This window comes from Pseudomonas sp. SLFW (genome assembly GCF_009905615.1).
Taxonomy (GTDB): Bacteria; Pseudomonadota; Gammaproteobacteria; order Pseudomonadales; family Pseudomonadaceae; genus Aquipseudomonas; species Aquipseudomonas bambusae.
This window is the reverse complement of sequence record NZ_JAAAKW010000039.1, coordinates 1-24,095: the sequence shown is the minus strand read 5'-3', so window position 1 is coordinate 24,095 and position 24,095 is coordinate 1. Positions and strand designations below refer to the sequence as shown.

The window sequence follows — 24,095 nt, the reverse complement described above, 5'->3', positions numbered from 1 at the left end:
ATAGCGACGTTGTTTCATGTGATAGTCCTACGCTCTCCAGCTATGAAGAGGCGACAACTATCCTGACATGGAGGGCTTTTTCAAAAGTAACTCGCCGAAGGCGAAACCTTCTGCCCCCAGGCAGAACCGCCCCAACGGCAAACCTACCGCAATGCGGAATACGCAGTAGGCGTCATAAACTGCACCTCAACCCGCTCCACGATAATCTTCTGCGCCTCCGTCGCATTGCGCTTCTCCACCCACTCCGGATCCGCCTGAAACGCATTCCACTTCGTCTCACGCTCCGCCAGGCTCTCCCACTGCAACAAATACGTCAGCGACTGATTCGTCGGCCCCGACAGATTCGTCCAGAACCCGACCTGCTTGATCCCATACTTATCGAAAAAACCCAACGTAATGCTGGTAAACCGGTCATGCAACGCAGGCAAACGGCCGGGAGCACAGTGATAAGTGCGCAATTCAACGATCATTCTTCTTCTCCTGTTAAGTGCTGCTGACAAAGATTGAAAGCAGGTGCCGCTGGTAAGAAACCGTAAATTAGCCTATTGACCGATTGTATGACAGTCCTATAGTTTTGTCTCACCTGCTGGCCAATGTCATGCAGAACATTGCAGACACCGCCGCGACCCGAATTGACAAGAACATAAAAATCAAAGGGCACGAACATGACGCAACCCCAACGTATCGGCTTTATCGGACTGGGCATGATGGGCACGCCCATGACCGCCTGCCTGGCCAAAGCCGGCTTTCAACTGTTCCTCGCAGACGCCGATGCCGGTCGCCTGCGTGACGTGCAGGCGACCCTCAACGCCAGCGCGCTGACCCCCGAAAACGCCAAGTCCCTCGACATCCTCATCACCATGCTGCCGAACTCGACTATTGTCGAGAACGTGTTGCTCGGCGAAGGCGGGTGGGCGGCTTCGCTGGCGCCACAGGCCGTGGTGATCGACATGAGCTCTTCAGAGCCTGCCCGCTCCCGTGATCTTGGCCAGAAACTCAAGACCCTCAACCTTCAATACCTCGACGCCCCCGTTTCGGGCGGCGTGAAACGTGCCGTGGACGGCAGCCTGGCGATTCTGGTTGGCGGTGATGCCGAGGTGATGCAGCAATGCCGCCCGGTGCTTGACGCCATGGGCAAGAACATTCTGCACATCGGCGACGCCGGATCGGGACACGCTGCCAAGGCACTCAACAATTTCGTCTCGGCTGCGGGCCTGATGGCAACGGTCGAGGCGCTGCACGTTGCCAAACGCTTCGGCATCGACCCCGGCGTCATGGTCGATGTGCTCAATGCGTCCAGCGGCGGCAGCAACACCTCGCTGAACAAGGCCAAGCAATTCATGCTCAGCGGCACCTTCGGTTCGGGCTTCTCCATGCAGTTGATGAACAAGGACCTGAAGATCGCCAAGGGCCTGTCGGATGCGCTGGAGTATCCGATGATTTTCGGCCAGAGCGCGATCAAGGTCTGGAACGACGTGGCGCAGGATGCCACGCCGACCACTGACCACACCGAGATGTACCGCATGCTGGCCAAAGAAGGCGAGTGAAGGAGTCCGATCCCATGTCACATGCCGCCAAGTTTTACATTGATGGGCAATGGGTCGAACCCGCGTCGCCCTCATGGTTCGACGTCATCGACCCGGCCACCGAAACCGTGGTCGAGCGCTTGGCGCTGGGCGATGCCTCCGACGTTAACCGGGCCGTGGCTGCTGCTCGCAAGGCATTGCCTTCCTACGCCCAGACCTCCGTTGCCGAGCGCATCGCGTTGCTGAAACGCATCGTCTCGATCTACGAGCGTCGCCAGGAAGAATTCGCCCAGGCCATGCGCATCGAGATGGGTTCGCCCATCACCTTTTCGCGCAAGTTCCAGGTGCCACGCGGTTGGCTGCACCTGAATCAACTGATCGAGGTGCTGCAACGCTTTCAGTTCGAAGAGGCTCAGGGCAGCACGCTGATCCGTCACGAACCGGTGGGCGTGTGTGGTCTGATCACGCCGTGGAACTGGCCGATCAACCAGATCGTGGTCAAGGTCGGTCCGGCCCTCGCGGCAGGCTGCACCATGGTGCTCAAGCCCAGTGAATACTCGCCGTTGAGCAGCCTGCTGTTCGCCGAAGTGCTGGACGAGGCGGGCGTGCCACCGGGGGTGTTCAACCTGGTCAACGGTGACGGGCCGGGTGTCGGCGCGGCGCTGTCGGCCCACCCGGACATCGACATGCTGTCGTTCACTGGTTCGACCCGTGCCGGGGTGCTGGTGGCCAAATCCGCTGCTGACACCGTGAAGCGTGTAGCGCAGGAATTGGGCGGTAAATCGGCCAATATTCTGCTCGACGACGTCAATCTGCAGGATGCCGTGACTCGCGGTGTCGCCGCGTGTTTTACCAACAGTGGCCAGTCCTGTTCGATTCCGACGCGCATGCTGATCCCGCGCGGCCTGATGGACGACGCGATCCAGATCGCCAGAACCGCCGCTGAAAGCTACAGCGTCGGCGCCACGACGGACGAAAGCACGCAACTCGGCCCGCTGGTCAATCGCGCGCAATTCCGTCGGGTGCAGACGTTGATTCAAAGTGGCATCGACGAAGGCGCGCACTTGGTCACCGGCGGCGTTGGCCTGCCGAGCGGTATCGAGAAGGGCTACTACGCCAGGCCGACGGTATTCGCCCACGTGGCCTCGGACATGACCATCGCCCAGGAGGAAATCTTCGGGCCGGTGCTGTCGATGATCCCTTACGACAGCGAGGCCGAGGCGATTGCCATCGCCAACGGCACCCACTATGGGCTGGCGGCGTACGTGCAATCCGGCGATCAGCAACGCGCTCGTCGCGTCGCTCGCCAATTGCAGGCTGGCAGCGTGCACCTGAACTATCCGCCCGCCGATTTCGCCGCGCCGTTTGGCGGGGTGAAGCGCTCCGGCAATGGCCGAGAATGGGGCGAGTACGGTTTGCGCGAGTACTTGGAAGTCAAATCATTGGTGGGCTACGGCAGCTGAGTCGCTACGGCGATTCAGGGCCCAGCGCTCAAAAAATTTGCCCGTTTCAACTGTATGACAATCAGTCGATCGTACGAATAAGGTGAAAACAACATGAGTGACAACGAACGCTTCAACCAAGGCTTCAACAATCGCAAGGAAGTGCTGGGTGATCGCCACGTCGAGAAGTCCTGGGCCGCCGCCGACGACTTCAACCGGCCGATGCAGAAGATGGTCACGGAAGTCTGCTGGGGCGAGATCTGGGGCGACCCGACGCTCTCGTTCAAGACCCGCAGCATCATCAACATCGCCATGCTCACCGCCATGAGCCAGCACCATGAACTGGGCATTCACGTGCGCGGCGCGCTGCGCAATGGCGTGACCCAGGACGAGATTCGCGCCGTGCTGATGCAGGCGGCGGTGTACTGCGGCGCGCCGTTGGGCCTGGCGGCCTTCCGTGTGGCGTCCGAAGCGATCAAGGGCTACGAGGCTGAAACCGCTGCCAGCTGAATGCTTCACCGACATCCATGCGTCTCACAATAACTATAAGGAAACGCCATGAGCACATACGCCCCAGCCAGCTCGGCGGCTGAAACCGAGCAGTCGATCGAGAAGAAGAGAAGGAACGCCATCAAGGGCGCGTTTTTCTCCGAATACATCGACATGTTCGACATCTACTTGCCGGTGGTGGTGTTGTCCCCGGTGCTGTTCTTCTTCCAACCCGCGCAACTGTCGCCCGGCATGGCCGCGATTCTCGCCTCGCTGGTGTTCATCACCACGCTGCTGGGCCGTCCCATCGGCGCCTTGCTGTTCGGCATGATCGCCGACAAGACCGGTCGCCGCATGGCCTCGATCTACTCGGTGTCCGGCTTCGGCGTGGTCACGTTGCTGATTGCTTTGCTACCGGGGTACGAGACCATCGGCATCGCCTCGTATTGGTTACTCGTGCTGTTGCGCTTCGTCGACGGGATTTTCCTCGGCGGCGGCTACACCGGCGCCATGCCCCTGGCCATCGAATATTCGAAGAAGCACCAGCGCGGCTTCGTCGGCGGCTTGATCATCGCCGGGTTCCCCCTGGCCTACGTCTCCATCAATCTGGTGGCGATGCTGATGTTCATGCTGTTCCCCCTCGACGGCCCCGGTTCGCCGTACGTGGTATGGGGCTGGCGCATTCCGTTCGTGATCGGCGCGGTACTGGCCGGTGTGCTGGCGCTGTACTACGTGTACGCCGTGTCGGAATCGGAAATCTGGGAAAGCGAAACCGGCAACAAACCCCGCGAAAAACTGCCGCTCACCGACCTGATCCGAGGCAAAAGCGGCCGCAACCTGCTGCAAGTGCTGCTGATGATGACCGGCTTCTGGCTGACCCAAAACATCATCACCATCTTCCTGCCCACCGGGTTGCTGAGGAACACCTTGCACCTTTCGGGGCTTGAGGTGACCGGTACGCTGCTGATCGCCTATTCGATCCTGTTTTTCAGCTACATCGCCTCGGGGATGATCGGTCAGAAAATCGGCCGTCGGCGCTTCTTCGTCATGCTGGGCCCGATCATCGCCACCGTGGGCGCCGCGATCATGTACGTGCTCGCCAACGTTCAGGGCCTCAGCTTGCCGGTAATCATCACCCTGGTCTGCGTGCTGTCGGTGCTGGTGACTGCACCGTGGGGCGTGATCGTGACCTACATCAACGAGCGTTTCGTGACCGATGTGCGCGCCACCGGCTTCGGTGTCGGTTTCAGCCTGTCGGTGATCATCCCGTCGTTCTACGCCTTTTACATGGCCTGGCTCGGCGAATTCATGCCGTTCACCGTGACCCCGGCCGTGTTGCTGGTGATCGGCGGCGTGATCGCCACCATCGGCGCCTACATGGGGCCGGAAACCAAAGACGTGGATTTCTAGGATTCACAGCCCCCGTGGCTGAGGAGAGCAGTCGTGAATAGCAAAACTGTGGGTTTCATTGGCTTGGGCAACATGGGCGGGCGCATGACGCGCTGCCTGGTGGACGCCGGGTTGAACGTGCTCGGCTACGACACGGACGCCGAGCGGGTCAAAGCGGCCGGGGCGCAAGCGGCGAAGTCCATCGCCGACGTGGCGTCCGAAGCGGATGTGGTGCTGCTGTCGTTGCCCGACAGCAAGGTGGTGGAGGCGGTCGTCGAAGGGTCGAACGGTCTGTTGGCTCATTGCCGTAAAGGGCAGGTCGTCGTTGATCTGAGCACGGCGGCGGCGAGTTCGACCATTCGCTTGCATGGCCTGTTTGCCGAGCGCGGTGTGCAGTACGTCGACGCCGGGATTTCCGGCGGCGCGGCGGCGGCGGAGAAGGGCGCGCTGACCCTGATGGTCGGGGGCGATGCCGCGACGGTGGACGCCTTGGCCTGGGTGTTCGAACCCATCGCCAGCAAGGTGTTTCTGATGGGCGAGAGCGGCGCCGGGCACACCACCAAACTGCTGAATAATTTCCTCAACGCGGTGAGCCTCGCGGCCACCGCCGAGGTGATGGTGGCGGGCAAAAAAGCGGGTCTCGATCTGCATCGTTTGCTGGACGTGCTGAACAGCAGCAGCGGGGTGAACTTCGCCACGCAGAACCGTTTCCCGCACATCGTCGACGGCAATTACCTGGAAGGCGGCCTGACCGGCAAATTGATGAGCAAGGACGTGGTGCTGTACCTCGACCGCGTGCGCGAACTGGGCGTCGCGTCCCTCAATGCATCGGGGCCGCTGGCCAGTTTCGGCCTGCAAACGGCGCTGGGTTACGGCGACCTGATCAGCAACCGAGTGGTGGACGCCATCGGCGACATGTCCGGTGGAGTGCGTCTGCACGATTCGGCCAAAGACAAGACAGGAGACAAGGCATGAAGGTTTTTCACGGCGCCGTCGAAGGCGCGATTTCAGAGCAACGTGGCGCGACGTTCACTGGCGTGGTCTGGGCCGACCCGGTGATGCCGACCACCGATGGCGTGACCATCAACAACGTGTCGTTCAACCCCGGCGCCCGCACGTTCTGGCATCACCATGAGGTCGGGCAGGTGTTGTACGTGACGGCGGGCAGCGGCTGGATTTGCCTGGAAGGCAGCGACCCGCAGCCGATCCGTCAGGGCGACACGGTGTGGATCGGCCCGAACGAACGGCATTGGCACGGCGCCAACACCAAGAACTTCATGGTCCACACCGCGACCTCCATCGGCAAGACCGTGTGGCAGGAAGCCGTGGCGGATGAGGATTATTTGCGCGGGGCGGGCTGATTCGTACGGGCTGTTCACTGTAGGAGCGTGGCTTGTCCCGCGATCTGCCGGGGACCGGCAGCCAATCCTGGGCACGCGATCTGACTGATACGACCGGGTCGCATGGTTTCACGACCGCTTCGCGGCCGATCGCGGGACAAGCCACGCTCCTACGCATCTCCGCGTTTCGATAGGCGACCGTACCGCCCGATCGCCTCTTTCATCGCACTCTGGATTTATGAGGAAAACCATGAGCCTCACCGAAAAACAACAACAGGCCAAAACCGCGTTCACGCGACACGGCACGTGGAATGAGGGCTGGGACAGTCTGTTGCGTCTGGACCCCGGTTTTGTCGAGGCGTATGCGAATTTTGCGTCGGTGCCGTGGCAGAACAATCACCTGCCGAACAAGGTCAAGTGCTTCATCGCGCTGGTCGCCAGCGCCAATGCCACGCACCTGTTTCAGCCCGGTATTCAGGAGCACATACAGGCTGCACTCCAGCACGGCGCCACCCGCGAGGAACTGACCGAAGTGCTGGAGCTGATCAGCACGGTCGGCATTCACGCGTCCAACGTCGGCGTTCCGGTGTTGCTGGAAGTGCTGGAAGAAGAGGGCATGCGCAACGGTCCTGAACCCCTCGACGCCCGGCGCGACGCCCTCAAGGCCAGCTTCATGGAGAACCGTGGCTACTGGCACCCGTCTTGGGAAGGGCTGCTGGAGCTGGACCCCGAGATGTTCGAGACCTACGTCGAATTTTCGTCGGTGCCGTGGCGCACCGGGGTGCTGGCACCCAAGGTCAAGGAATTGATGTATTGCGCGTTCGACGCTGCTGCCACGCACCTCTACGTGCCGGGCCTCAAGCTGCACATGCGCAATGCCCTGCGTTACGGCGCGACCAAGGAAGAGATCATGGAAATGCTGGAGATCGTCAGCGTGATCGGCATCCACGGTGCGCAAATGGCCGCGCCGATCCTGGAACAGGCACTCAACGCGAGGGCTCGCGACGCCCGATGACGCCGCTGCGCCCAAGATTCCTATAACAATAACGATGAGGAACACACATGAACGCAGCAGCCAGCATTGGCGCGCGCCTGGACCGGTTATCGCTGTCGGGCTTTCACTACCGTCTGCTCGGCCTGATCGCCGCCGGGATGTTTTTCGACTCCTTCGACATTTACATCGCCGGGTCGGTACTCGCCGCGTTGATCAACAGCCATGAATCCACACTGGCACTGAACGCGACATTCGTCTCGGTGACCTTCATCGGCATGATGGCCGGCGCATGGCTGTCCGGCGTGTTGGGCGACCGCTACGGACGACGCTTCACCTATCAGTTCAACCTCGGGATTTACGGCTTCGCGTCGATTGCCGCCGCGCTGGCACCCAACATGTACTGGCTGATCTTCTTCCGCTTGGTGATGGGCGTCGGCATGGGCGCCGAGATCGTCGTCGGCTACGGCACGTTGAGCGAATTCATCCCTGCCGCCTGGCGCGGGCGCTTTGGCACTATCCTCAACCTGATCATCAACACCTCGCTGTTTCTGGCGGCCTTCCTCGGCTGGCTGATCATCCCGCGCTTCGGTTGGCGCTGGATGTTCGCCATCGCGGGCGTGGGGGCACTGATCGTCTGGTTCCTGCGCAAAAACATGCCGGAATCGCCGCGCTGGCTGGCGTCCCAAGGGCGTCAGGAAGAGGCCGAGAAGATCGTGGCGAACATCGAAAGCCGCTGCGGCGTCGAGCCTGGCACGGCGGCGCCGGTACCGATCACGTCGCGCGACGACACACCGCCTGCCCGGATTCGCGACCTGTTTTCCCGCCGCCTGCTGACCCGCACCATCACCGGGATCACCGTGCTGGTCGCGTTGTTCACCGTTAACTACGCTTTCGTCAGCTGGATTCCGACCTTTCTGGTGCAGCAGGGCCATAGCGTCTCCAATTCATTGGGGCTGACCACCCTGATGTTCGCCGGAGGACCGCTGGGGTCGTTGATTGCCTTCGCCTTGGCAGAACGGCTGGGACGCAAATGGGGCATCGTGCTGTTCTCGCTGGTGGGCATCGGTTTTGGCGTGAGCTACCCCTTCGCCGAGACCGAAACCGCGATCATCGCCGCCGGCTTCGCGATCACCGCGTGCATCTACGTGCTGTCGTCGTTGAGCGTGGCGAGTTACGTGCCTGAGTTGTTCCCGACCGAACTGCGCTTGCGCGGTGCCGGGTTGTGCAACGCCATCGGGCGCGGCGTGAACATCCTCGTGCCATATGCCATCGCGTCGGTGTTCGCCGGTTTCGGCATCGTCGGCGTGATCTCGCTGATCGTCGGCACGCTGCTGTTGCAAGCCATCATCGTCGGCTCGATCGGCCCGGAAACCAAGAACCGATCACTGGAAGACATCGCCGTGGCGCCGCTGCCGGTGGTGGCAGCGGGGCAAGAAAAGCCTCACGAAATCAAGACCTGAAGACCGACCCTATCTGGAGTTTTTCCCATGAACACACCCTCGACCGTCAGACCGAACTGGACCGACCCCGAAGTGATCGTGGTGCGTTATGGCACCCGGCAGACCACCAAAAGCGAGTGCTATTACAACTTCCGCGCCTACCGGGAACCGGACGCGGAAATCACCATGGATTATTTTTTCTGGATCTTCCGCAACGCCGAGCAAACCATCGTCATCGACACCGGTTTCAGCCCGGAGGCCGCGACCGCACGCAAACGCCAACCGGTGGTGGCGCCTGCGGATGCCTTGGCCCGCCTGGGCATCGACCCCAAAGAGGTCAAGTTGCTGGTGTTGACCCACGCCCATTACGACCACGCCGGGAACCTGGGCCTGTACCCGAACGCGAAGATCGTCATGTCGCGCAAGGAGTTCGACTTCTGGGGCACCGACATGGGCAAGCGCCCGCAATACGGTCACCACATCGACCCGCTGGACATCGAACGCATTCAGGCGCTGCACCGTGAAGGCCGCATTACTTTGCTCGACGAAAAACAGAACACGCTGATCCCCGGCATCGAGCTGTACGAACTCGGCGGCCACACGCCGGGCCAGATGGCGGTGGTGGTGGAAATGCCCGAAGGCCCGGTGATCCTCGCGTCGGACGCCATTCACTATTACGACGAACTGGAGCAGGACCGGCCCTTCGCCGTGCTCGACAGCCTGGCCGACATGTACCAGGGCTACGAGCGCATTCGCGAATGGCTGCAACGCCCCGGCGCGGTGGTGATTCCCGGCCATGACCCGGACGTGATGAACCGATTCGCGCCGGTCGATCCGAGCGATCCGTCGTTCGCGGTGCGCATCGATGCCAACGGAGCCGGAGTATGAAAGGGCGCACGGCACTGGTGACCGGGTCGTCCGACGGCCTGGGGCTGGCGATGGGCACAGGGCTGGCCGCAGCGGGTTACAACGTGGTGCTGCACGGTCTGGCCACACCCGATGAGGTGCGCGGCACCTGCGAAGAACTGACGCGCACTCACGATGTGCAGGTGCGTTACGTGCGCGCTGACCTGTCCACGCCTGAGGGTGTGGAGGCGCTGATCGCGTCGGCGGGGCCGGTCGATGTGCTGGTGAACAACGCGGTGATCCGGCATTTCGCGCCGCTGGAAGACTTCCCGCTGGCGCGCTGGGATCAGGCCTTGGCAGTGAACGTCACGGCCGCCTTTCTGGCGATTCAGCGGGTGCTGCCGGGCATGCGTGAACGGCAGTGGGGACGCATCTTTAACCTGTCGTCCGCCTATGGCTCGCGGGCCATCGCCAACCGCATCGATTACGTGACCACCAAGACCGCGCTGCTAGGCCTGACCCGCGCCGTGGCGGTGGAAACCCTGGGGCAGGGCATCACGTGCAACGCTGTGTGCCCCGGCTCGGTGATGACGCCGAACATCGACAGCCGACTGACTGCGCTGATGGCCGAAAAACAGCTCGACCGCCAGACCGCTACCGTGGAGTTTCTGCATGGCAAACAGGCCACCGGGCGCTTTGTCGAGGCCAGCCACGTGGCGGATTTGATCGTCTACCTGTGCAGCGAATCGGCAGGGTCGATCACCGGCGCGACATTGCCGGTGGATGACGGGTGGATGGCGGGGTGAGCGATGCTGAACATGACCCTTGGAAAACGGAACTGCCCATGACTCAAAGCCTCAGCCTACAACTGGCGCATTTCATCGAGCGCACCACCTGGTCGGACATTCCCGCCCACGTGCGTCACGAAGCCCATCGCGCACTGGTCAATTATTTCGCCGTGTCGCTGGCCGGTTGCAACGACCCAGACGTGGCGAAAGCGGCGACGCTGTTTTCGCGCTTCAACGCAGGCGACGATGCTCACGTCATCGGTCGCAAAGAGGTCATGGACATGCTCAACGCCGCGTCGCTGAACGCCATGAGCGCCAATGTCTTCGACTACGACGACACGCACATTCCGACGATCCTGCACCCCACGGCACCGGTGGCCGCGGCGTTGTTCGCGCTGGCGGAAACGCAGCCTGTCAGTGGCGAGCAGCTTTTGTTGGCGTTCGTGCTGGGCGTGGAAGTCGAGTGCCGGATCGCCATGGCCATTTCACCGGAACACTACCGGCGTGGTTGGCACATCACCTCAACCTGCGGGGTGTTCGGTGCGGCGGCGGCCATCGGCAAGGTGCTCGGCCTGGATGCGCGGCAACTGGTCGGGGCGTTTGGTAATGCCAGCGCTCAGGCCAGCGGCCTGGTGGAAACCCTCGGCAGCGCGGCGAAGAGCATGGGCGTCGGCAATGCGGCGCGCAATGGCCTGCTCTCGGCATTGCTGGCACAGGACGGCTTCGTCGGGCCAGAGCAGCCGCTGGAGGGGGAGCGAGGTTTCTTGAAGGTGTTCGGCGAACAGCCGCGTTTCGACGAAATCAGCGTTGGGCTGGGCGAGCGCTGGGCCTTGATGGCGAACACTTACAAACCCTATCCCTGCGGTGTGGTGCTTAACCCGGTGATTCAGGCGTGCCTCGAACTGACGCGGGATCGCACGTGGGGGCTGGACGACATTCAGCGCATCGAACTCACCGGGCATCCGTTATTGCGTCAACGCACCGATCGGCCTGACATTCGCTTCGGCAGACAATCCCAAGTCAGCGCGCAACACGCCGTGGCGGTCAGCCTGGCGACGGGCAAGGCCGGTCTGGCGGAATTCAGTGACGCAGCGGTGAGTGATCAACGGCTGCGGGCGTTGTATGAACGTGTGCATTTCGTCGATGACGCTGACTACTCGGTGGAGTCTGCGCAGGTGCGGATCACGTTCAATTCCGGTTCGGTCCTCACGCGAACCGTCGACGTTTCCCTCGGCAGCCTCGACGCGCCCCTCAGCGATCATTTTCTCGAAGACAAACTCCGCGACCTCGCCGCTTACGGCCGGTCCGGATGCGAACCGCAACCGCTGATCGATGCGCTCTGGGCGCTGGAACAGGCAACCGACGCTGGCGCGCTGATGCGCTTGGCCAGTCTCTGACAGACAGGAAAACACTTATGAGCAATCAATTGCTGGGCTTCATCGGCGTAGGCGTCATGGGACGGCCCATGGCGCGGCGTCTGCTGGAACAAGGTCACTCGTTAGTGATTTACGACAAAGATCAAGGGGCACTGGACGAGCTGGGTGCCTTGGGCGCGAAGGTCGCGGGCAGCGTGCGGGAGGTAGCGGACAGCGCTGAAATCATTTTCACCAGTTTGCCAAGCCCGGCGATTTTCAAGGCCGTGGCCTTGGGCGCTGACGGGATTATCGAAGGCAATGCGGTGCGCATTCTGGTGGACCTGTCCACGGTCGGTTCCCGTGCGGAACAGGAAGTGGCGGACGGGCTGGCCGCGAAAGGCATCGACACGGTGGATGCGCCAGTGAGCGGCGGCGCTGCCGGGGCGAAGAAAGGCACGCTGGCGTTGATGGTCGCGGGCAAACCGGCAGCGGTCGAGCGCGTGCGCCCGCTCTTCGATGCCTTCGGCAAAGTATTCATCGTCGGCGAGCAGCCGGGGCAGGGGCAACTGCTCAAACTGCTCAATAACATGCTCTCGACCACCGCGTTCGCGATCACCAGCGAGGCCTTCGTCGCGGGCGTGAAAGGCGGCCTGGACCCGGAGGTCATGATGGCGGTGATCAACGCGGGCAGCGGCAAGAACGGCGCGACGATGGACAAATTTCCCAAGCACGTCTTGCCGGGCACCTTCGATTTTGGCTTCCCGATTTCCAGCGTCTGCAAGGACGTCGGGCTGGCCGTCGAGGAATGCCAGGCGCTGGGCGTGCCGATGTGGCTGGGGAACGCGGCGCGGCAACTGTGGAACGTCGCCGCGCAACAGGACGGCGGGCACCGAGACCTGACCGATCTGGTGCGCACCGTGGAAGGCTGGTCGAACCGCTAGTCCAGCGTTCGTCCTTTGGTTTCCGGCAACAGCAGCGCGCTGATCAGCACCACGCAGTAGGCGCCGCCAGCGAACATGCCGATGGCCAGCCCCAACGAGGTCTTGGCGCTGAGGTAGCCCACCAGGGTCGGAAACAGCGCGCCGATGCCACGCCCGAAGTTATAGGTGAAGGCCTGACCATTGGCGCGCAAGGCGGACGGGAACAGTTCGGTAAGCATGGCCCCCAGCCCGCCGAAAATGCCGGAAGCCGCCAGACCGAGGGGGAAACCCAGAAACAGGATCTGATTGTTGGTCAGTTGCATCTGCGTGTAGGCGTAAATGGTGATCCCGGAGAGGATCGAGAACAGGATCAGGTTGCCGCGCCGACCCAGCCGATCGCCGAGGTACGCCCCACACAGATAGCCACAAAATGAACCGCTGATGATCACCAGCAAATAGCCGCCGGTCCCGATCACGGACAGACCGCGCTCGACTTTCAGGAACGTCGGCAGCCAGGTGGTGATCGCGTAATACCCGCCCTGAATCCCGGTGCACAGCAAGGCCGCGAGCAACGTCGTGCCCACCAGCCCCGGCGAGAAAATGGCCCAGAACGAACGCCGTTCCTCGCCTTCGGCCTGACGTTTGCGGGTATCGAGGAACACTTGCGGTTCCTTGACGTTTTTACGGATGAACAACACCAGCAACGCGGGCAGCACCCCCACCCAGAACAGGCTGCGCCACGCCCATTCTTCGGGCAGCAGCGAGAACGCCAGCGTGTAGGCCAGCGCCGCGATGCCCCAGCCCACTGCCCAACCGCTCTGCACGGTGCCCACTGCTTTGGCGCGGATGTCGGAGCGAACGATTTCACCCATCAACACCGACCCCACCGCCCATTCGCCACCAAAACCGAGGCCTTGAAGCGCTCGCAGCACGAACAGTTGCTCGAAGTTCTGGCTAAACCCGATGGCCACGGTACACAGCGAAAACCACAGGATCGTCACCTGCAAAATACGCACGCGGCCATACCGGTCGGCGAGGATACCGGCAAGCCAGCCACCGACCGCCGACGACAACAGGGTCACGGTGCCGAGCATGCCGGCCTGGCCTTTGTCGATGTCCCACAGGTGCATCAACGTCGAAATGACGAAGGTGAACACCATGAAATCCAGCGCATCCAGGGTCCAGCCGCCAAATGCAGCGAGGAACGTGCGGCGTCCATTCGTGTCGAGCTCTCGGTACCATTTCATTGTTGTTTTTATCCTGAAATCGGTGATTGTCATGCCAGGCCGTTGCGCCAACAGTGTGCGCGGCCACAGCGCTCATTCAGTGGAAGTCGTAGAGTCGCGCCGGGTTGTCGACCAGCACTCGACGGCGTTGCGCGTCGTCCGGCAGCCACTCGGCGAGCAAATTGCGCATCAGCCCGGTGTCGACCATGGGATCAATCGCGACATGGGGCCAGTCGCTGCCCCAGAGCATGCGTTCCGGCGCCGTCTTGAATAGCTCGCGGGCCCACGGGGTGACGTCGGGATAACCGTCGGATCGGTCGCTGATGCGATAGGCACCGGACAGTTTGGTCCACCAGCCCTGGTCGCCGATCATCTGCTGCAACGCTTTGAAACCGGGTGCCGAAAGGCCGTCGGCCACGGGCATGTGACCCATGTGATCGATCACCACCGGGCAGGGAAGCGTTTTCATGCGGGGCATCAGGTCAGGCAGATCACGCACGTCCATCAGAAACTGCATGTGCCAGCCCAGTGGCGCAATCCTCGCGGCCAGCCGCTCCATGCTGTCGAAGCCGACGCCGCCCCCAAACAGCACGTTCAGGCGTACACCGCGCACACCCAGGCGATGCATGCGCTCCAGCTCGGCGTCATCGATATCCGCATCGACGACCGCCACGCCTCGCAAGCGCTCGGGATGGCGCTCAAGCACGTCGAGCATGTAGCGGTTGTCGGTGCCGTAGACGCTGATTTGAACCAGCACGCCGCGACTCATGCCCATGCGGTCGAGCATGGCCAGGTACTCCGCTTCCGGCGCGGGGGGCGGGGTGTAGCTGCGATTGGCCGCGAACGGGAACTCGCTGGAGGCGCTGACCACATGGGCATGGGTGTCGCAGGCGCCGGGAGGCACCCTGAAGGTGCTGGCTTGCGTGGTTTCAAACGGCGCAAGGCACAGCGCCGTGGATGGGGCAGGCGCGCGATGATCAGACATGACACGGGTCCTCGGACTGTTTATCGACTGCATCGTTGATAATCTGCAATGGGTTTCCCCATGATGGGCGTGCGCATTCTGACCCACACCTCTTTCGGAATTTCAGATGATTCAACTGCTGGCGCTGCACGGTATTCAGGGTTCGCGACAAGGCTGGCTGGGGGTGGCGCGCAGCCTCGACGGCGTCTGCGAAGTCGTCGCGCCCAACTTGCGTGGACGTGGCGAAGCGTTTCGCGGTACCCATGCCGACGACTACCGGTTGCAGGGTTTCGTCGACGATGCGCGTGCGGCTGCCGATCACCTGATCGACGCCGGCCCTTTTATCCTCGCGGGCTGGAGCATGGGCGCCTCGGTGGCGCTGGAGTACTTGAGCGACCCCCGTGCACGACGCCCCCACGCGCTGATTCTGATTTCCGCCACCCCCTGCCTGGCACGGGTCAACTGGTTTCGCAGCGACGGCCGGGCGCTGCTCGATGAGATTGCCGAGCGCGAACGACGGCTCTCCATCAAAGGGGGCGCCGACCACGACGCGGTGGCCTGGACCTGGCAATCGATCCGGCACACTGACCAACGCTCGATGCTGCCCGGCATCGACCTGCCGACCCTGATCATTCACGGCAGTGACGACCAGGATTGCCCGTTGCACCATGCCCATGAGCTGGCACATGGCATGCCCGGCGCCCGGCTGACGGTGATCGAGGGCGGCGGTCATAGCCTGTTGACGCAACACACTGAACAGGTGAGCGAGCATATCCAGTCCTTTCTCCGTGTCTTGGGGTAGGCGCCGTCAACGCGCTCACGGCGTGCGCTGCGCCGCCGATGTCGATTGCATGGCGATGACGTCAGGCTCGTCCTTGAGCGGCATGCGTTCGATTTTGCCGACGATCACCAGGTAACAGAACATCGCCAGCACGGCGTTCGCCGCCACGAAAATCAACGCCCATTCGAACGATCCGGTGGCCTGCAAAATGAACCCGATCACGATCGGCGTGGTGATGCCGGCGGTGTTGCCGAAGCCGTTGAACATCCCGCCACACAACCCGGCGATCTGCTTGGGCGCGGTGTCGGCGACCACGGCCCAGCCCACGGCACCGAAACCCTTGCCGAAATACGCGATGGCCATCACCGCCACCACCAGCCATTCGGCGTCGATGTAGTTACAGGCGATCATGCTGGTGGACATCAACATGCCCAGCACCAGTGGCGCTTTGCGCGAGACCGTGAGGGAATAATTCCGGCGCAGCATGGCGTCGGAAATGATCCCGCCCAGCACGCCCCCGAGAAACCCGCAGACGGCGGGAATCGAGGCGATCAGCCCGGCCTTGAGAATCGACATCCCGCGCTCCTGCACCAGGTACACCGGGAACCAGGTCAGGAAGAAATACGAGAGGGTGTTGATGCAGTACTGGCCGATGAACACGCCCAGCATCATGCGGTTGGTCAGCAGTTGCTTGAAGTGTGTCCAGCGTGGGCGGGTGAACTCGTTCTTGACGCCGATCTGGTCCATCTCGATCAGGCCGCCGCCGCTGGCAATATGTTGCAGCTCGGCTTCGTTGACCTTGGGGTGCTGGCGAGGCGCATGAATGGTCTTCAACCAGATCGCGGCCATCAGCATGCCCAGGCCGCCCATCACCACGAACACGTAATGCCAGCCGTAGTGGAAGGTGATCCAGCCCATCAGCGGTGCGAACAGCACGGTCGCAAAATACTGCGCGGAGGTGAAGATCCCGGCCGCCGTGCCGCGCTCTGCGGTGGGAAACCATGCCGCCGCGATTCGGCTATTGCCGGGGAACGACGGCGACTCCGCGAGACCGACGATGAAGCGCAGGATGAACAGCGCCACGACGATGGCGCCCACGCTGAGAAAGCCGACGAAGCCTTGCATCAAGGTAAACACCGACCACAGAAAAATGCTCCAGGCGTACACGCGTTTGGAGCCGAAGCGATCCAGCAGCCAGCCACCGGGAATCTGCCCGATGACGTAAGCCCAGGCGAATGCCGAGAAGATAAAGCCCATCTGCACCGGGGTCAGCCCCAGGTCCTTTTGCAACGTGGACCCGACAATCGACAGCGTGGCGCGGTCGGCGTAGTTCAGCGTGGTGACGATAAACAGCATCAACAGAATCAGGTACCTGATTCGGGTAGGGCGAGCGGTCATGACGACGGTCCTTTTTTATTGTTAGAGCCCGTGCGTCGCTGCCTCTGACCGAGACAGCGGCGTACATCCGTGGAAAACCGTGGCGATCAGTCGCTGGCAGGTACCCGCGCGATCATCTGCGGCGGGCGCAGGAATTCGAAATCGCAGCCTTTGTCGGCCTGGGTGGTCTGCTCGAAAAACAGCTTGCGATAGCCGCGTTCGGCACCTTGCGGCACCGGGCGGACCCACTCGGCCTTGCGCCGTTCAAGCTCCTCCGCAGACACCTTCATTTCGATGCAGCGGTCGGCCACGCTCAGGCGAATCCGGTCGCCATTGCGCACCAGGGCCAACGGGCCACCGAGCGCCGCCTCGGGGGTGACGTGCAGGACGATGGTCCCGGCGGCAGTGCCGCTCATGCGGCCGTCCGAGATGCGCACCATATCCTTGACGCCTGCGCGGGCGAGTTTTTTCGGAATCGGCAAATAGCCCGCTTCCGGCATGCCCGGCGCGCCAATCGGGCCAATGTTCTTGAGCACCAGAATGTCGTCCGCGTTGACGTCCAGATCGGGATCGTCGATGCGGGCCGCCATGTCTTCGGAATTCTCGAAGACCACGGCGCGGCCTTCGTGCTCCATCAGCACCGGGTCGGCGGCAGATTGTTTGATGATGGCGCCGTTGGGGGCCAGATTGCCCTTGAGAAAGGCGATGCCACCGGCCGGGTAAATCGGATTGGCGAACGTGCGCACCACGTCCTGCTTGAACGACGGCACGGCGTCGAGCTCTTCGCCCAACGTGCGCCCGGTCACGGTCAGCGTGTCCAGGTGCAGCTGCGAGCGCAGCTCACGCAGCACTGTCTGCAGGCCGCCCGCGCGGTGCAGGTCTTCCATGTAGTGCTGGCCCGAAGGCTTGAGGTCGACCAACACCGGGGTTTCGCGACTCATGCGGTCGAAGGCTTCGAGGTCAATCTCGAAGCCCATGCGCCCGGCGATGGCCGTAAGGTGGATGATGCCGTTGGTCGAGCCGCCGATGGCGAGCAGCACACGCAGGGCGTTTTCAAAAGCTTTCTCGGTCAGGATTTTGTCCGGCGTCAGACCGGTCTGGGCCATGATTACCGCCTGGCGCCCGCTGAGTTCGGCGATGCGGATACGGTCGGACGTCACCGCCGGTGGCGAGGCGCCCCCTGGCATCACGATGCCCAGGGCTTCGCCGATGCAGGCCATGGTGCTGGCGGTGCCCATCACCGAACAGGTGCCCACACTCGCCACCAGTTTGTCGTTGACCTCGGTGATTTCCTGTTCGTCGATCTGATCGCCACGGTACTGACCCCAGAACCGGCGGCAGTCCGTGCAGGCGCCAACCCGTTCACCCCGGTGGCCGCCGGTGAGCATTGCGCCCGTCACCAGTTGCACCATCGGCACATTCGCCGAAGCCGCGCCCATCAGTTGCGCAGGCACTGTCTTGTCGCACCCGCCAATAAGCACCACGGCATCCATGGGCTGGGCACGGATCATTTCTTCGGTGTCCATGGACATCAGGTTTCGCAGGTACATGCTGGTCGGTTGCGAGAAGCTTTCGGCGATGGAAATGGTCGGGAAGTCGATGGGCAGGCCGCCCGCCATCATCACCCCGCGCTTCACCGCCTCGATCAATTGCGGCGCATTGCCGTGGCAAGGGTTGTAGCCGCTGCCGGTGTTGGCGATGCCCACGATGGTGCGGTTCAGCGCGTCGTCGGTGTACCCGGCGCCCTTGATGAAGGCTTTGCGCAGGAACAGCGCGAACCCGGTGTCGCCGTAATTGGTCAGGCCCTTACGAATGCCCAGCGGTTTGATGACGGGGTTATGATCAGGCATGGTCACCTCTGTCGATTTTATTATTGGGGATATTATTGATAATCCGTGGAAGCGATGAAATCATGAATGTGCCGGGCGATGCAAGCGCCGCGATGTCTGGACCCCATGCTCATTCGAAGCTGCGGCGGACGAGGGTTTGTGGCAGTCTGGCGCAGTCAATCCACTCAAACCGAGCGCAATCCCCCGTTATGCATTCCATGGAATTCGATGACCCACAAGGCGGCCTGGAACGGGCCGTCCAGACGCTTGAAGAAGAAATCGTGCTGGGTTTCCTGCACCCGCGTGAGCGCCTGGTGGAGGATGAGTTGCTGGCGCGTTTCAATCTCAAGCGGCATGTGGTGCGGCAGGTGCTGGTCGAGCTTGAGCGCATGGGGCTCGTGGAGCGCAAACGCAATGTCGGCGCGCTGGTACGGGCTTACACCATCAAAGAGGTCGAAGACCTGTACGCCGTTCGCGAGCTGCTTGAATGCCAGTGTGTGCAGTTGATCCGCTTCCCGGTGCCGGAAGAGAAAATGCAGGCGCTGGAGGCGACCCAACGTGAACACGACGCTCAGGTCGCCGCTGGCAATTTACGGTTGGTGTTCCGCGCCAACATGAGCTTCCATCGGCAGTTGTTTGCGCTGTCCGATAATCCCGTATTGGTCGCTGCCATCCAGGACCATGCGCAACGGGCGCACTCCATTCGTTCATCCTCGCTGGTGCTGCCGGAGCAGCTGGAGCGAGCCCGTCGCGAGCATTGGCAGATCATCGAAGCCCTCAAGGCAGGCGACTCGCATTGCCTGGTCGAGTTGTGCCGGGCGCACCTGGCACCGTCGCGGGATGCGTACGTCGAGGCCTACCATCGACGTGCGGGGCTCGTCACGCAGACCGAACCCAAACACCTCAGCGCCTGATCGCCGGACTGGGTGAATGGAACGTCGTTGTTGAGTCACTGTTTATGGAACCGGGCGGGCGCGGGGGCCACCTAGGGTAATCGCTTCCCAGGACCCGCCCCCATGCCACCTGCCTCGACCCCACTTTTGGGGCCCACTTTCGTTCGCCATGTCCGTTTCGGTTCGCTGGCCCTCGCCATGCTCTGCGCCGGTTGCCAGACCCTCGACCATGAGGTCCTCGGCTACCCATTGCCGACCTCGGTCGAACGCACCCCGCGACTGGTGGCCGGGCTCAATCGCTCGCCGGACGTCAGCGTCCGTCCGCGCCCTCGCGTCATGGCGGCGGCGTATGACGGCAGTGATATCTGGGGACGGCTGGGGCAGGGGTTCAGCCTGGTGGACGACACGGGGGAGAACCCGCGCATCGTCCGCCAGCGTGACTGGCTGTTGAGCAATCCCGGTTTCTTGCGCAACGCCAGCCTGCGCGCCAGCCCCTATCTGCACTTCATCGCCGAAAGCCTGGACCAGCGGGGCATGCCTGCGGAGTTGGCGCTGCTGCCCATCGTCGAAAGCGCCTACAACCCCAAAGCCAATTCGATCAAGGACGCGGCAGGGTTGTGGCAGTTCATGGCCGCCACCGGGCGCGACTTCAACCTGCGCCAGACTGCCTGGTATGACGGCCGCCGCGATGTCGTGGCGTCGAGCAAGGCGGCCATGGATTACCTCACACGCCTTCACGACCAGTTCAACGGTGACTGGTTGCTGGCGATGGCGGCGTACAACGCGGGCGAGGGCACCGTCAGCCGAGCCGTCGAAGCCAACCAACTGCGGGGGCTGCCCACCGATTACTGGCACCTGAACCTGCCGAAAGAAACCCAGGATTACGTGCCGCGCCTGCTGGCACTGTCGATGCTGGTGCGCGAACCGGAGGTGTACGGCGTCCAGCTCAGCCCCGTGGCCAATGCCCCGTATTTCACCGCCATCGAACTGACCCGCCCTGTAGACCTCAGCCAGTTGGCTGCCAGCGCCGGGGTGGACGAAGCGGTGCTGCTGGGCCTGAATCCGGCTTTCCTGCGTAAGAAAACCTTGGATGGCCCGACGCATTTGCTGGTGCCCAGGGATCAGGTGCAGCAACTGTCCGCCAGCCTTGCGAAAATGGGCCCGTACGGGTCACAGGCGTCAGGCGAAGCGCTTGCGGCGACCACCTCGCCGGTATCGCCGTCCGTCCGGTTGGCGCCCTGAGGGCGGAACCCACTGCACCATTCGCCGTGACCCGCTTCGGTGCACCGCTGCAAAAAGCGTGTGGGTAACCGTACGGATACAAACCTTCCTGAGGCAGGCATTCAGCGCTTCAAGCCTGCTGTGGTGTCGCCGGGCCATATATTCGTTCATCTAAATCGTGGCATACGCCGTGAACTTTTTCGCACCCCTGTACCCTTGCTGATACAGAGGGATTTATCGGGTTTCAGAAATATCTTGAAACATCGCATGAGTATTTGTTTCGCGAATGCCTCGCTATCACAGCTCGCCGCTCGTCATTGCAAGGGAAGTCCTTAGTTGTGTCGCAGTCGACACGGACAAGAAACAAAGGCCGCGTTGCGGCCCTCAGGTGGCGGAAATCGGCCACGTCGCGTCCACGCAAACCCCCGGAATACAAGGGTGTTCAGCCGGAGTTGCTGAATGGATAAAGCACCGTTCGGAAATCCGAATGGCCTTAGTTGGATTTCCGAATGTTCAAACGGCGTAAATAAAGTGTGCGCAACTTTATTAAGTTGCCGCGACTGAGTGAGTTAAAGTGCCGCGCTCACTCTAAAGCTAAGCAAGGGGGGTTGAAAGGGAGCAGTAGTCACTTTGTATTGAGTAAGTGAGTATCAACGAATCGATAAATGAGCGCTTCTTTAACTTCAAACACAACAATGTTACTTGCAGAACTAATAGTCGTTTGAACTTAGATCGCTGACGGCCGGTGATGGCTTTCAGGCGAGCACCAGGAAATCGGGGGCTGGGCGCACTGAAATGTAGCATAACCCATTGATTGTTAATCTATTGTGATAGGAGATGAGAATTATTTTGCGCAATCGATGCCCTGTTAAAACATTGTCTAGCACGAGGCAAGTCTTAAATTTAAATACGCGTTTGAAAGGGGCTGTGCATGTATTAGTTGCGCGGAAGAGTGCAGTCATATTGATATCACTGGGGAACCTTGTGAACCTGTTCTCATCAAGCGCGGGAACTAAAATTAATTATTGCTGCCTTTGTAATGCGTGGTACTAATAACTCGCTTGCACCCAATTTGAGAGGTATCGATGAAGGACGAAATCGATGTAAGCGGCTGGGCATCTTTAGGGGCAAATACAACGCTGGATGTTCATCAGATAGCGTTGAATACAGCGAGTCTGAGCATGGACCTGCTGCTGTGCGGCGAGACCGGAACCGGCAAGGACACGTTGGCCAAGGCCATTCATGAACTGTCGGGTCGGACCGGTGCCTTCGTCGGCATGAACTGCGCGGCAATCCCGGAATCGCTCGCCGAAAGCCAGTTGTTCGGTGTGGTCAACGGCGCGTACACCGGCGTCAGCCGATCACGTCAGGGGTACATCGAAGCGGCCTGCGGCGGCACGTTGTACCTGGACGAAATCGACAGCATGCCCCTGAGCCTTCAAGCCAAGTTACTGCGCATTCTCGAAACCCGCGGGATCGAACGCCTGGGCTCCACCGCGTTCATTCCCGTGGATTTGCGGGTCATCGCTTCGGCGCAACGGCCGCTGGATGAACTCGTGGAACAAGGGCTGTTTCGCCGCGACCTGTTCTTTCGCCTCAATGTGCTGACGATCCAGATGCCAGCCTTGCGCAACCGTCGCGAACAGATCCTGCCGTTGTTCGACCAGTTCACCCAGTCCATCGCCCGCGATTTCAACCGCTCGGTTCCTTCACCGGACACCGGTCTGGTGCAAGTGCTGTTGAGCCACGCGTGGCCCGGCAACATTCGCGAACTCAAGTCGGCGGCCAAGCGCTTCGTCCTCGGTTTCCCATTGCTGGGTGCCGACATCGAACCGGATCGTGATCCTGAAACCGGCCTCAAAACCCAGTTGCGGGTGATCGAAAAGATGCTCATCGAGGACGCATTGAAGCGCCACAAACACAGCCTCGATGCCGTGATTCAGGAGCTGGAGATTCCCCGGCGTACCCTGTATCACCGCATGAAAGAACTGGGCCTGAGCTGCCTCGCGGTATCCGATCCGCTGCTTTCGTAACACCTGACGCCTGTTGTCCCACGAATCGCTCGGCCCGCCCGCAGCGAGGGGCGCTTGCAGGCGCGTGAACTGCCAGAGGTTGGGGATGAGTGTTTACGATTCTTTTGAAGATGAGCCCGCCGATGACCATCAGGTGCCGAACCTGACAGTCATCGCCCAGAGCATTTCGCAGCTGGGCATCGATGTGCTGCTGTCGGGGGAGACGGGCACCGGCAAGGACACCGTCGCGGAGCGCATCCACGGGTTGTCGGGGCGTAAGGGGCGTCTGGTGGCGATGAACTGCGCGGCCATTCCGGAGACGCTGGCCGAGAGCGAATTGTTCGGCGTGGTCAGCGGCGCTTACACCGGTGCGGACCGGTCCCGGGTCGGCTACATCGAAGCGGCGCAGGGCGGGACGTTGTACCTGGATGAAATCGACAGCATGCCGTTGAGCCTGCAAGCCAAGCTGTTGCGCGTGCTGGAGACGCGTGAGCTTGAACGGCTGGGGTCGACGACGCCGATTGCGCTGGATGTGTGCGTGATCGCCTCGGCGCAGCATGCGCTGGATGAGTTGGTGGAACAGGGGCGGTTTCGCCGGGACCTGTATTTTCGGCTCAACGTGCTGACGCTCAAACTGCCGCCGTTGCGGGCACAGCGTGAGCGGATCATTCCGCTGTTTCGGCGCTTCGCGCTGTCGTCCGCCCGTGAGTCGGGGCGGGTGATGCCTGAGGTGAGTTCGGTGTTGCGGCATGTGTTGTTGAACCATGACTGGCCGGGGAACATTCGTGAGCTGAAGTCGGCCGCCAAGCGGTTTGTGCTGGGGTTTCCGTTGTTGGGCGAGGAGCCTGGGGAAGAGGGTGAGTCGTCGTCAGGGTTGAAATCGCAGATGCGGGTGATCGAGAAGGTGTTGATCCAGGCTGCGTTGAAGCGGCACAACAACAGCATTGATGCGGTGAGCCAGGAGCTGAACATTCCCCGGCGGACGCTTTATCACCGGATGAAGGAGTTGGATGTCTGAGGGTGTTTTTTCGAGGTGTGTGAATATCCATTTCCTCGGGTGTTGCTGATATCGGTTCCGCCCTTACGGCGGGTTCTGCCTAACGGCAGAAGCGTTTCGCCTTCGGCGAGTTACTTGGAAAAGCACCCCAAGTAACCAAGGGTGCCTGCTCCTGGTTTGGCCCTGACTTCGTCAGGGCCAAACCAGGAGCAAAGCGTTTTTGGTTACTTTTGGGGCGCTCTTGCCAAAAGTGACCCGCCGTAAGGG

At 61.7% G+C, this 24,095-nt stretch carries 21 protein-coding genes and 1 pseudogene; 17 read left to right on the top strand and 5 right to left on the bottom strand.

All coding sequences use genetic code 11. From position 1 onward, the window contains the following. Positions 1-143: 143 nt before the first annotated feature. Positions 144-470 (bottom strand): NIPSNAP family protein, encoded by a 327-nt coding sequence (locus GVN17_RS29030; RefSeq protein WP_166598711.1) that lies wholly within the window; start codon positions 468-470, stop codon positions 144-146. A 195-nt stretch (positions 471-665) separates the two neighbouring features. On the opposite strand from GVN17_RS29030, the gene GVN17_RS29025 reads away from it, so the two are divergent. From GVN17_RS29025 to GVN17_RS28970, 12 genes are all read left to right on the top strand, one after another. Next, positions 666-1,547 carry an NAD(P)-dependent oxidoreductase gene (locus GVN17_RS29025; protein WP_166598710.1) on the top strand — a complete coding sequence of 294 codons (882 nt, stop codon included), beginning with the start codon at positions 666-668 and terminating at the stop codon, positions 1,545-1,547. 14 nt (positions 1,548-1,561) lie between these two features. Beyond that, positions 1,562-2,989 (top strand): aldehyde dehydrogenase family protein, encoded by a 1,428-nt coding sequence (locus GVN17_RS29020; protein WP_166598709.1) that lies wholly within the window; start codon positions 1,562-1,564, stop codon positions 2,987-2,989. Between the two features lie 93 nt (positions 2,990-3,082). Continuing rightward, entirely contained in the window at positions 3,083-3,478 is a 396-nt protein-coding gene (locus GVN17_RS29015; RefSeq protein WP_166598708.1) for a carboxymuconolactone decarboxylase family protein, read from the top strand. Between the two features lie 48 nt (positions 3,479-3,526). Continuing rightward, positions 3,527-4,867 carry an MFS transporter gene (locus GVN17_RS29010; RefSeq protein ID WP_166598707.1) on the top strand — a complete coding sequence of 447 codons (1,341 nt, stop codon included), beginning with the start codon at positions 3,527-3,529 and terminating at the stop codon, positions 4,865-4,867. Between the two features lie 33 nt (positions 4,868-4,900). After that, positions 4,901-5,821 (top strand): NAD(P)-dependent oxidoreductase, encoded by a 921-nt coding sequence (locus GVN17_RS29005; RefSeq protein WP_166598706.1) that lies wholly within the window; start codon positions 4,901-4,903, stop codon positions 5,819-5,821. Beyond that, positions 5,818-6,207 carry a cupin domain-containing protein gene (locus tag GVN17_RS29000; protein ID WP_166598705.1) on the top strand — a complete coding sequence of 130 codons (390 nt, stop codon included), beginning with the start codon at positions 5,818-5,820 and terminating at the stop codon, positions 6,205-6,207. Before GVN17_RS29005 ends, GVN17_RS29000 begins: the two co-directional genes overlap by 4 nt. A 229-nt stretch (positions 6,208-6,436) precedes the next feature. Continuing rightward, a complete protein-coding gene (locus tag GVN17_RS28995; RefSeq protein ID WP_166598704.1) occupies positions 6,437-7,201 on the top strand; it encodes a carboxymuconolactone decarboxylase family protein in 765 nt (254 codons plus the stop codon). A gap of 47 nt (positions 7,202-7,248) precedes the next feature. Continuing rightward, on the top strand, positions 7,249-8,640 hold the full coding sequence (locus GVN17_RS28990) for an MFS transporter (RefSeq protein WP_166598703.1): 1,392 nt from the start codon (positions 7,249-7,251) through the stop codon (positions 8,638-8,640). 27 nt (positions 8,641-8,667) lie between these two features. Further along, the gene (locus GVN17_RS28985) at positions 8,668-9,507 is read left to right on the top strand and encodes an N-acyl homoserine lactonase family protein (protein ID WP_166598702.1); all 840 of its coding nucleotides are present in this window, start codon (positions 8,668-8,670) and stop codon (positions 9,505-9,507) included. Continuing rightward, positions 9,504-10,271: an SDR family NAD(P)-dependent oxidoreductase gene (locus GVN17_RS28980; RefSeq protein ID WP_166598701.1), complete on the top strand. Its 768-nt coding sequence runs from the start codon at positions 9,504-9,506 to the stop codon at positions 10,269-10,271. Before GVN17_RS28985 ends, GVN17_RS28980 begins: the two co-directional genes overlap by 4 nt. A 38-nt stretch (positions 10,272-10,309) precedes the next feature. Beyond that, the gene (locus GVN17_RS28975) at positions 10,310-11,650 is read left to right on the top strand and encodes an MmgE/PrpD family protein (protein ID WP_166598700.1); all 1,341 of its coding nucleotides are present in this window, start codon (positions 10,310-10,312) and stop codon (positions 11,648-11,650) included. A 17-nt stretch (positions 11,651-11,667) separates the two neighbouring features. Next, positions 11,668-12,549 carry an NAD(P)-dependent oxidoreductase gene (locus GVN17_RS28970; protein WP_166598699.1) on the top strand — a complete coding sequence of 294 codons (882 nt, stop codon included), beginning with the start codon at positions 11,668-11,670 and terminating at the stop codon, positions 12,547-12,549. Here GVN17_RS28970 and GVN17_RS28965 read toward each other — a convergent pair. Both GVN17_RS28965 and GVN17_RS28960 read right to left on the bottom strand, forming a co-directional pair. Then, on the bottom strand, positions 12,546-13,775 hold the full coding sequence (locus tag GVN17_RS28965) for an MFS transporter (protein ID WP_166598698.1): 1,230 nt from the start codon (positions 13,773-13,775) through the stop codon (positions 12,546-12,548). The genes GVN17_RS28970 and GVN17_RS28965 overlap by 4 nt on opposite strands. Before the next feature lie 76 nt (positions 13,776-13,851). After that, on the bottom strand, positions 13,852-14,739 hold the full coding sequence (locus GVN17_RS28960; protein WP_166598697.1) for an amidohydrolase: 888 nt from the start codon (positions 14,737-14,739) through the stop codon (positions 13,852-13,854). Between the two features lie 106 nt (positions 14,740-14,845). Between GVN17_RS28960 and GVN17_RS28955 the strand changes: the two genes are divergently transcribed. Continuing rightward, positions 14,846-15,520 (top strand): alpha/beta fold hydrolase, encoded by a 675-nt coding sequence (locus tag GVN17_RS28955; RefSeq protein ID WP_166598696.1) that lies wholly within the window; start codon positions 14,846-14,848, stop codon positions 15,518-15,520. A gap of 15 nt (positions 15,521-15,535) precedes the next feature. Here GVN17_RS28955 and GVN17_RS28950 read toward each other — a convergent pair whose 3' ends face one another. Together GVN17_RS28950 and GVN17_RS28945 are read right to left on the bottom strand one after the other, a co-directional pair. Then, complete coding sequence (locus GVN17_RS28950) at positions 15,536-16,897, bottom strand: MFS transporter (RefSeq protein WP_166598695.1); 1,362 nt, start codon at positions 16,895-16,897, stop codon at positions 15,536-15,538. A gap of 86 nt (positions 16,898-16,983) precedes the next feature. Further along, positions 16,984-18,726 carry an IlvD/Edd family dehydratase gene (locus GVN17_RS28945; protein WP_166598694.1) on the bottom strand — a complete coding sequence of 581 codons (1,743 nt, stop codon included), beginning with the start codon at positions 18,724-18,726 and terminating at the stop codon, positions 16,984-16,986. Positions 18,727-18,923: 197 nt separating this feature from the next. Between GVN17_RS28945 and GVN17_RS28940 the strand changes: the two genes are divergently transcribed. From GVN17_RS28940 to GVN17_RS28925, 4 genes and pseudogenes are all read left to right on the top strand, one after another. After that, complete coding sequence (locus GVN17_RS28940) at positions 18,924-19,619, top strand: GntR family transcriptional regulator (protein ID WP_166598693.1); 696 nt, start codon at positions 18,924-18,926, stop codon at positions 19,617-19,619. A gap of 102 nt (positions 19,620-19,721) precedes the next feature. After that, positions 19,722-20,819 (top strand): annotated as a pseudogene (locus tag GVN17_RS28935) (transglycosylase SLT domain-containing protein); the annotation flags it as partial. 1,085 nt (positions 20,820-21,904) lie between these two features. Further along, positions 21,905-22,852, top strand: a complete 948-nt coding sequence (locus GVN17_RS28930; RefSeq protein WP_166598691.1) for a sigma 54-interacting transcriptional regulator — start codon at positions 21,905-21,907, stop codon at positions 22,850-22,852. Positions 22,853-22,937: 85 nt separating this feature from the next. Further along, positions 22,938-23,849, top strand: a complete 912-nt coding sequence (locus GVN17_RS28925) for a sigma 54-interacting transcriptional regulator (RefSeq protein ID WP_166598690.1) — start codon at positions 22,938-22,940, stop codon at positions 23,847-23,849. Positions 23,850-24,095 lie beyond the last annotated feature (246 nt).

What these genes read in the sequence shown, in the direction of transcription:
- GVN17_RS29030 (WP_166598711.1), bottom strand. Translation starts at nt 470, where the DNA reads ATGATCGTTGAATTGCGCACTTATCACTGTGCTCCCGGCCGTTTGCCT.
- GVN17_RS29025 (WP_166598710.1), top strand. Translation starts at nt 666, where the DNA reads ATGACGCAACCCCAACGTATCGGCTTTATCGGACTGGGCATGATGGGC.
- GVN17_RS29020 (WP_166598709.1), top strand. Translation starts at nt 1,562, where the DNA reads ATGTCACATGCCGCCAAGTTTTACATTGATGGGCAATGGGTCGAACCC.
- GVN17_RS29015 (WP_166598708.1), top strand. Translation starts at nt 3,083, where the DNA reads ATGAGTGACAACGAACGCTTCAACCAAGGCTTCAACAATCGCAAGGAA.
- GVN17_RS29010 (WP_166598707.1), top strand. Translation starts at nt 3,527, where the DNA reads ATGAGCACATACGCCCCAGCCAGCTCGGCGGCTGAAACCGAGCAGTCG.
- GVN17_RS29000 (WP_166598705.1), top strand. Translation starts at nt 5,818, where the DNA reads ATGAAGGTTTTTCACGGCGCCGTCGAAGGCGCGATTTCAGAGCAACGT.
- GVN17_RS28995 (WP_166598704.1), top strand. Translation starts at nt 6,437, where the DNA reads ATGAGCCTCACCGAAAAACAACAACAGGCCAAAACCGCGTTCACGCGA.
- GVN17_RS28990 (WP_166598703.1), top strand. Translation starts at nt 7,249, where the DNA reads ATGAACGCAGCAGCCAGCATTGGCGCGCGCCTGGACCGGTTATCGCTG.
- GVN17_RS28985 (WP_166598702.1), top strand. Translation starts at nt 8,668, where the DNA reads ATGAACACACCCTCGACCGTCAGACCGAACTGGACCGACCCCGAAGTG.
- GVN17_RS28980 (WP_166598701.1), top strand. Translation starts at nt 9,504, where the DNA reads ATGAAAGGGCGCACGGCACTGGTGACCGGGTCGTCCGACGGCCTGGGG.
- GVN17_RS28975 (WP_166598700.1), top strand. Translation starts at nt 10,310, where the DNA reads ATGACTCAAAGCCTCAGCCTACAACTGGCGCATTTCATCGAGCGCACC.
- GVN17_RS28970 (WP_166598699.1), top strand. Translation starts at nt 11,668, where the DNA reads ATGAGCAATCAATTGCTGGGCTTCATCGGCGTAGGCGTCATGGGACGG.
- GVN17_RS28965 (WP_166598698.1), bottom strand. Translation starts at nt 13,775, where the DNA reads ATGAAATGGTACCGAGAGCTCGACACGAATGGACGCCGCACGTTCCTC.
- GVN17_RS28960 (WP_166598697.1), bottom strand. Translation starts at nt 14,739, where the DNA reads ATGTCTGATCATCGCGCGCCTGCCCCATCCACGGCGCTGTGCCTTGCG.
- GVN17_RS28955 (WP_166598696.1), top strand. Translation starts at nt 14,846, where the DNA reads ATGATTCAACTGCTGGCGCTGCACGGTATTCAGGGTTCGCGACAAGGC.
- GVN17_RS28950 (WP_166598695.1), bottom strand. Translation starts at nt 16,897, where the DNA reads ATGACCGCTCGCCCTACCCGAATCAGGTACCTGATTCTGTTGATGCTG.
- GVN17_RS28945 (WP_166598694.1), bottom strand. Translation starts at nt 18,726, where the DNA reads ATGCCTGATCATAACCCCGTCATCAAACCGCTGGGCATTCGTAAGGGC.
- GVN17_RS28940 (WP_166598693.1), top strand. Translation starts at nt 18,924, where the DNA reads ATGGAATTCGATGACCCACAAGGCGGCCTGGAACGGGCCGTCCAGACG.
- GVN17_RS28930 (WP_166598691.1), top strand. Translation starts at nt 21,905, where the DNA reads ATGAAGGACGAAATCGATGTAAGCGGCTGGGCATCTTTAGGGGCAAAT.
- GVN17_RS28925 (WP_166598690.1), top strand. Translation starts at nt 22,938, where the DNA reads ATGAGTGTTTACGATTCTTTTGAAGATGAGCCCGCCGATGACCATCAG.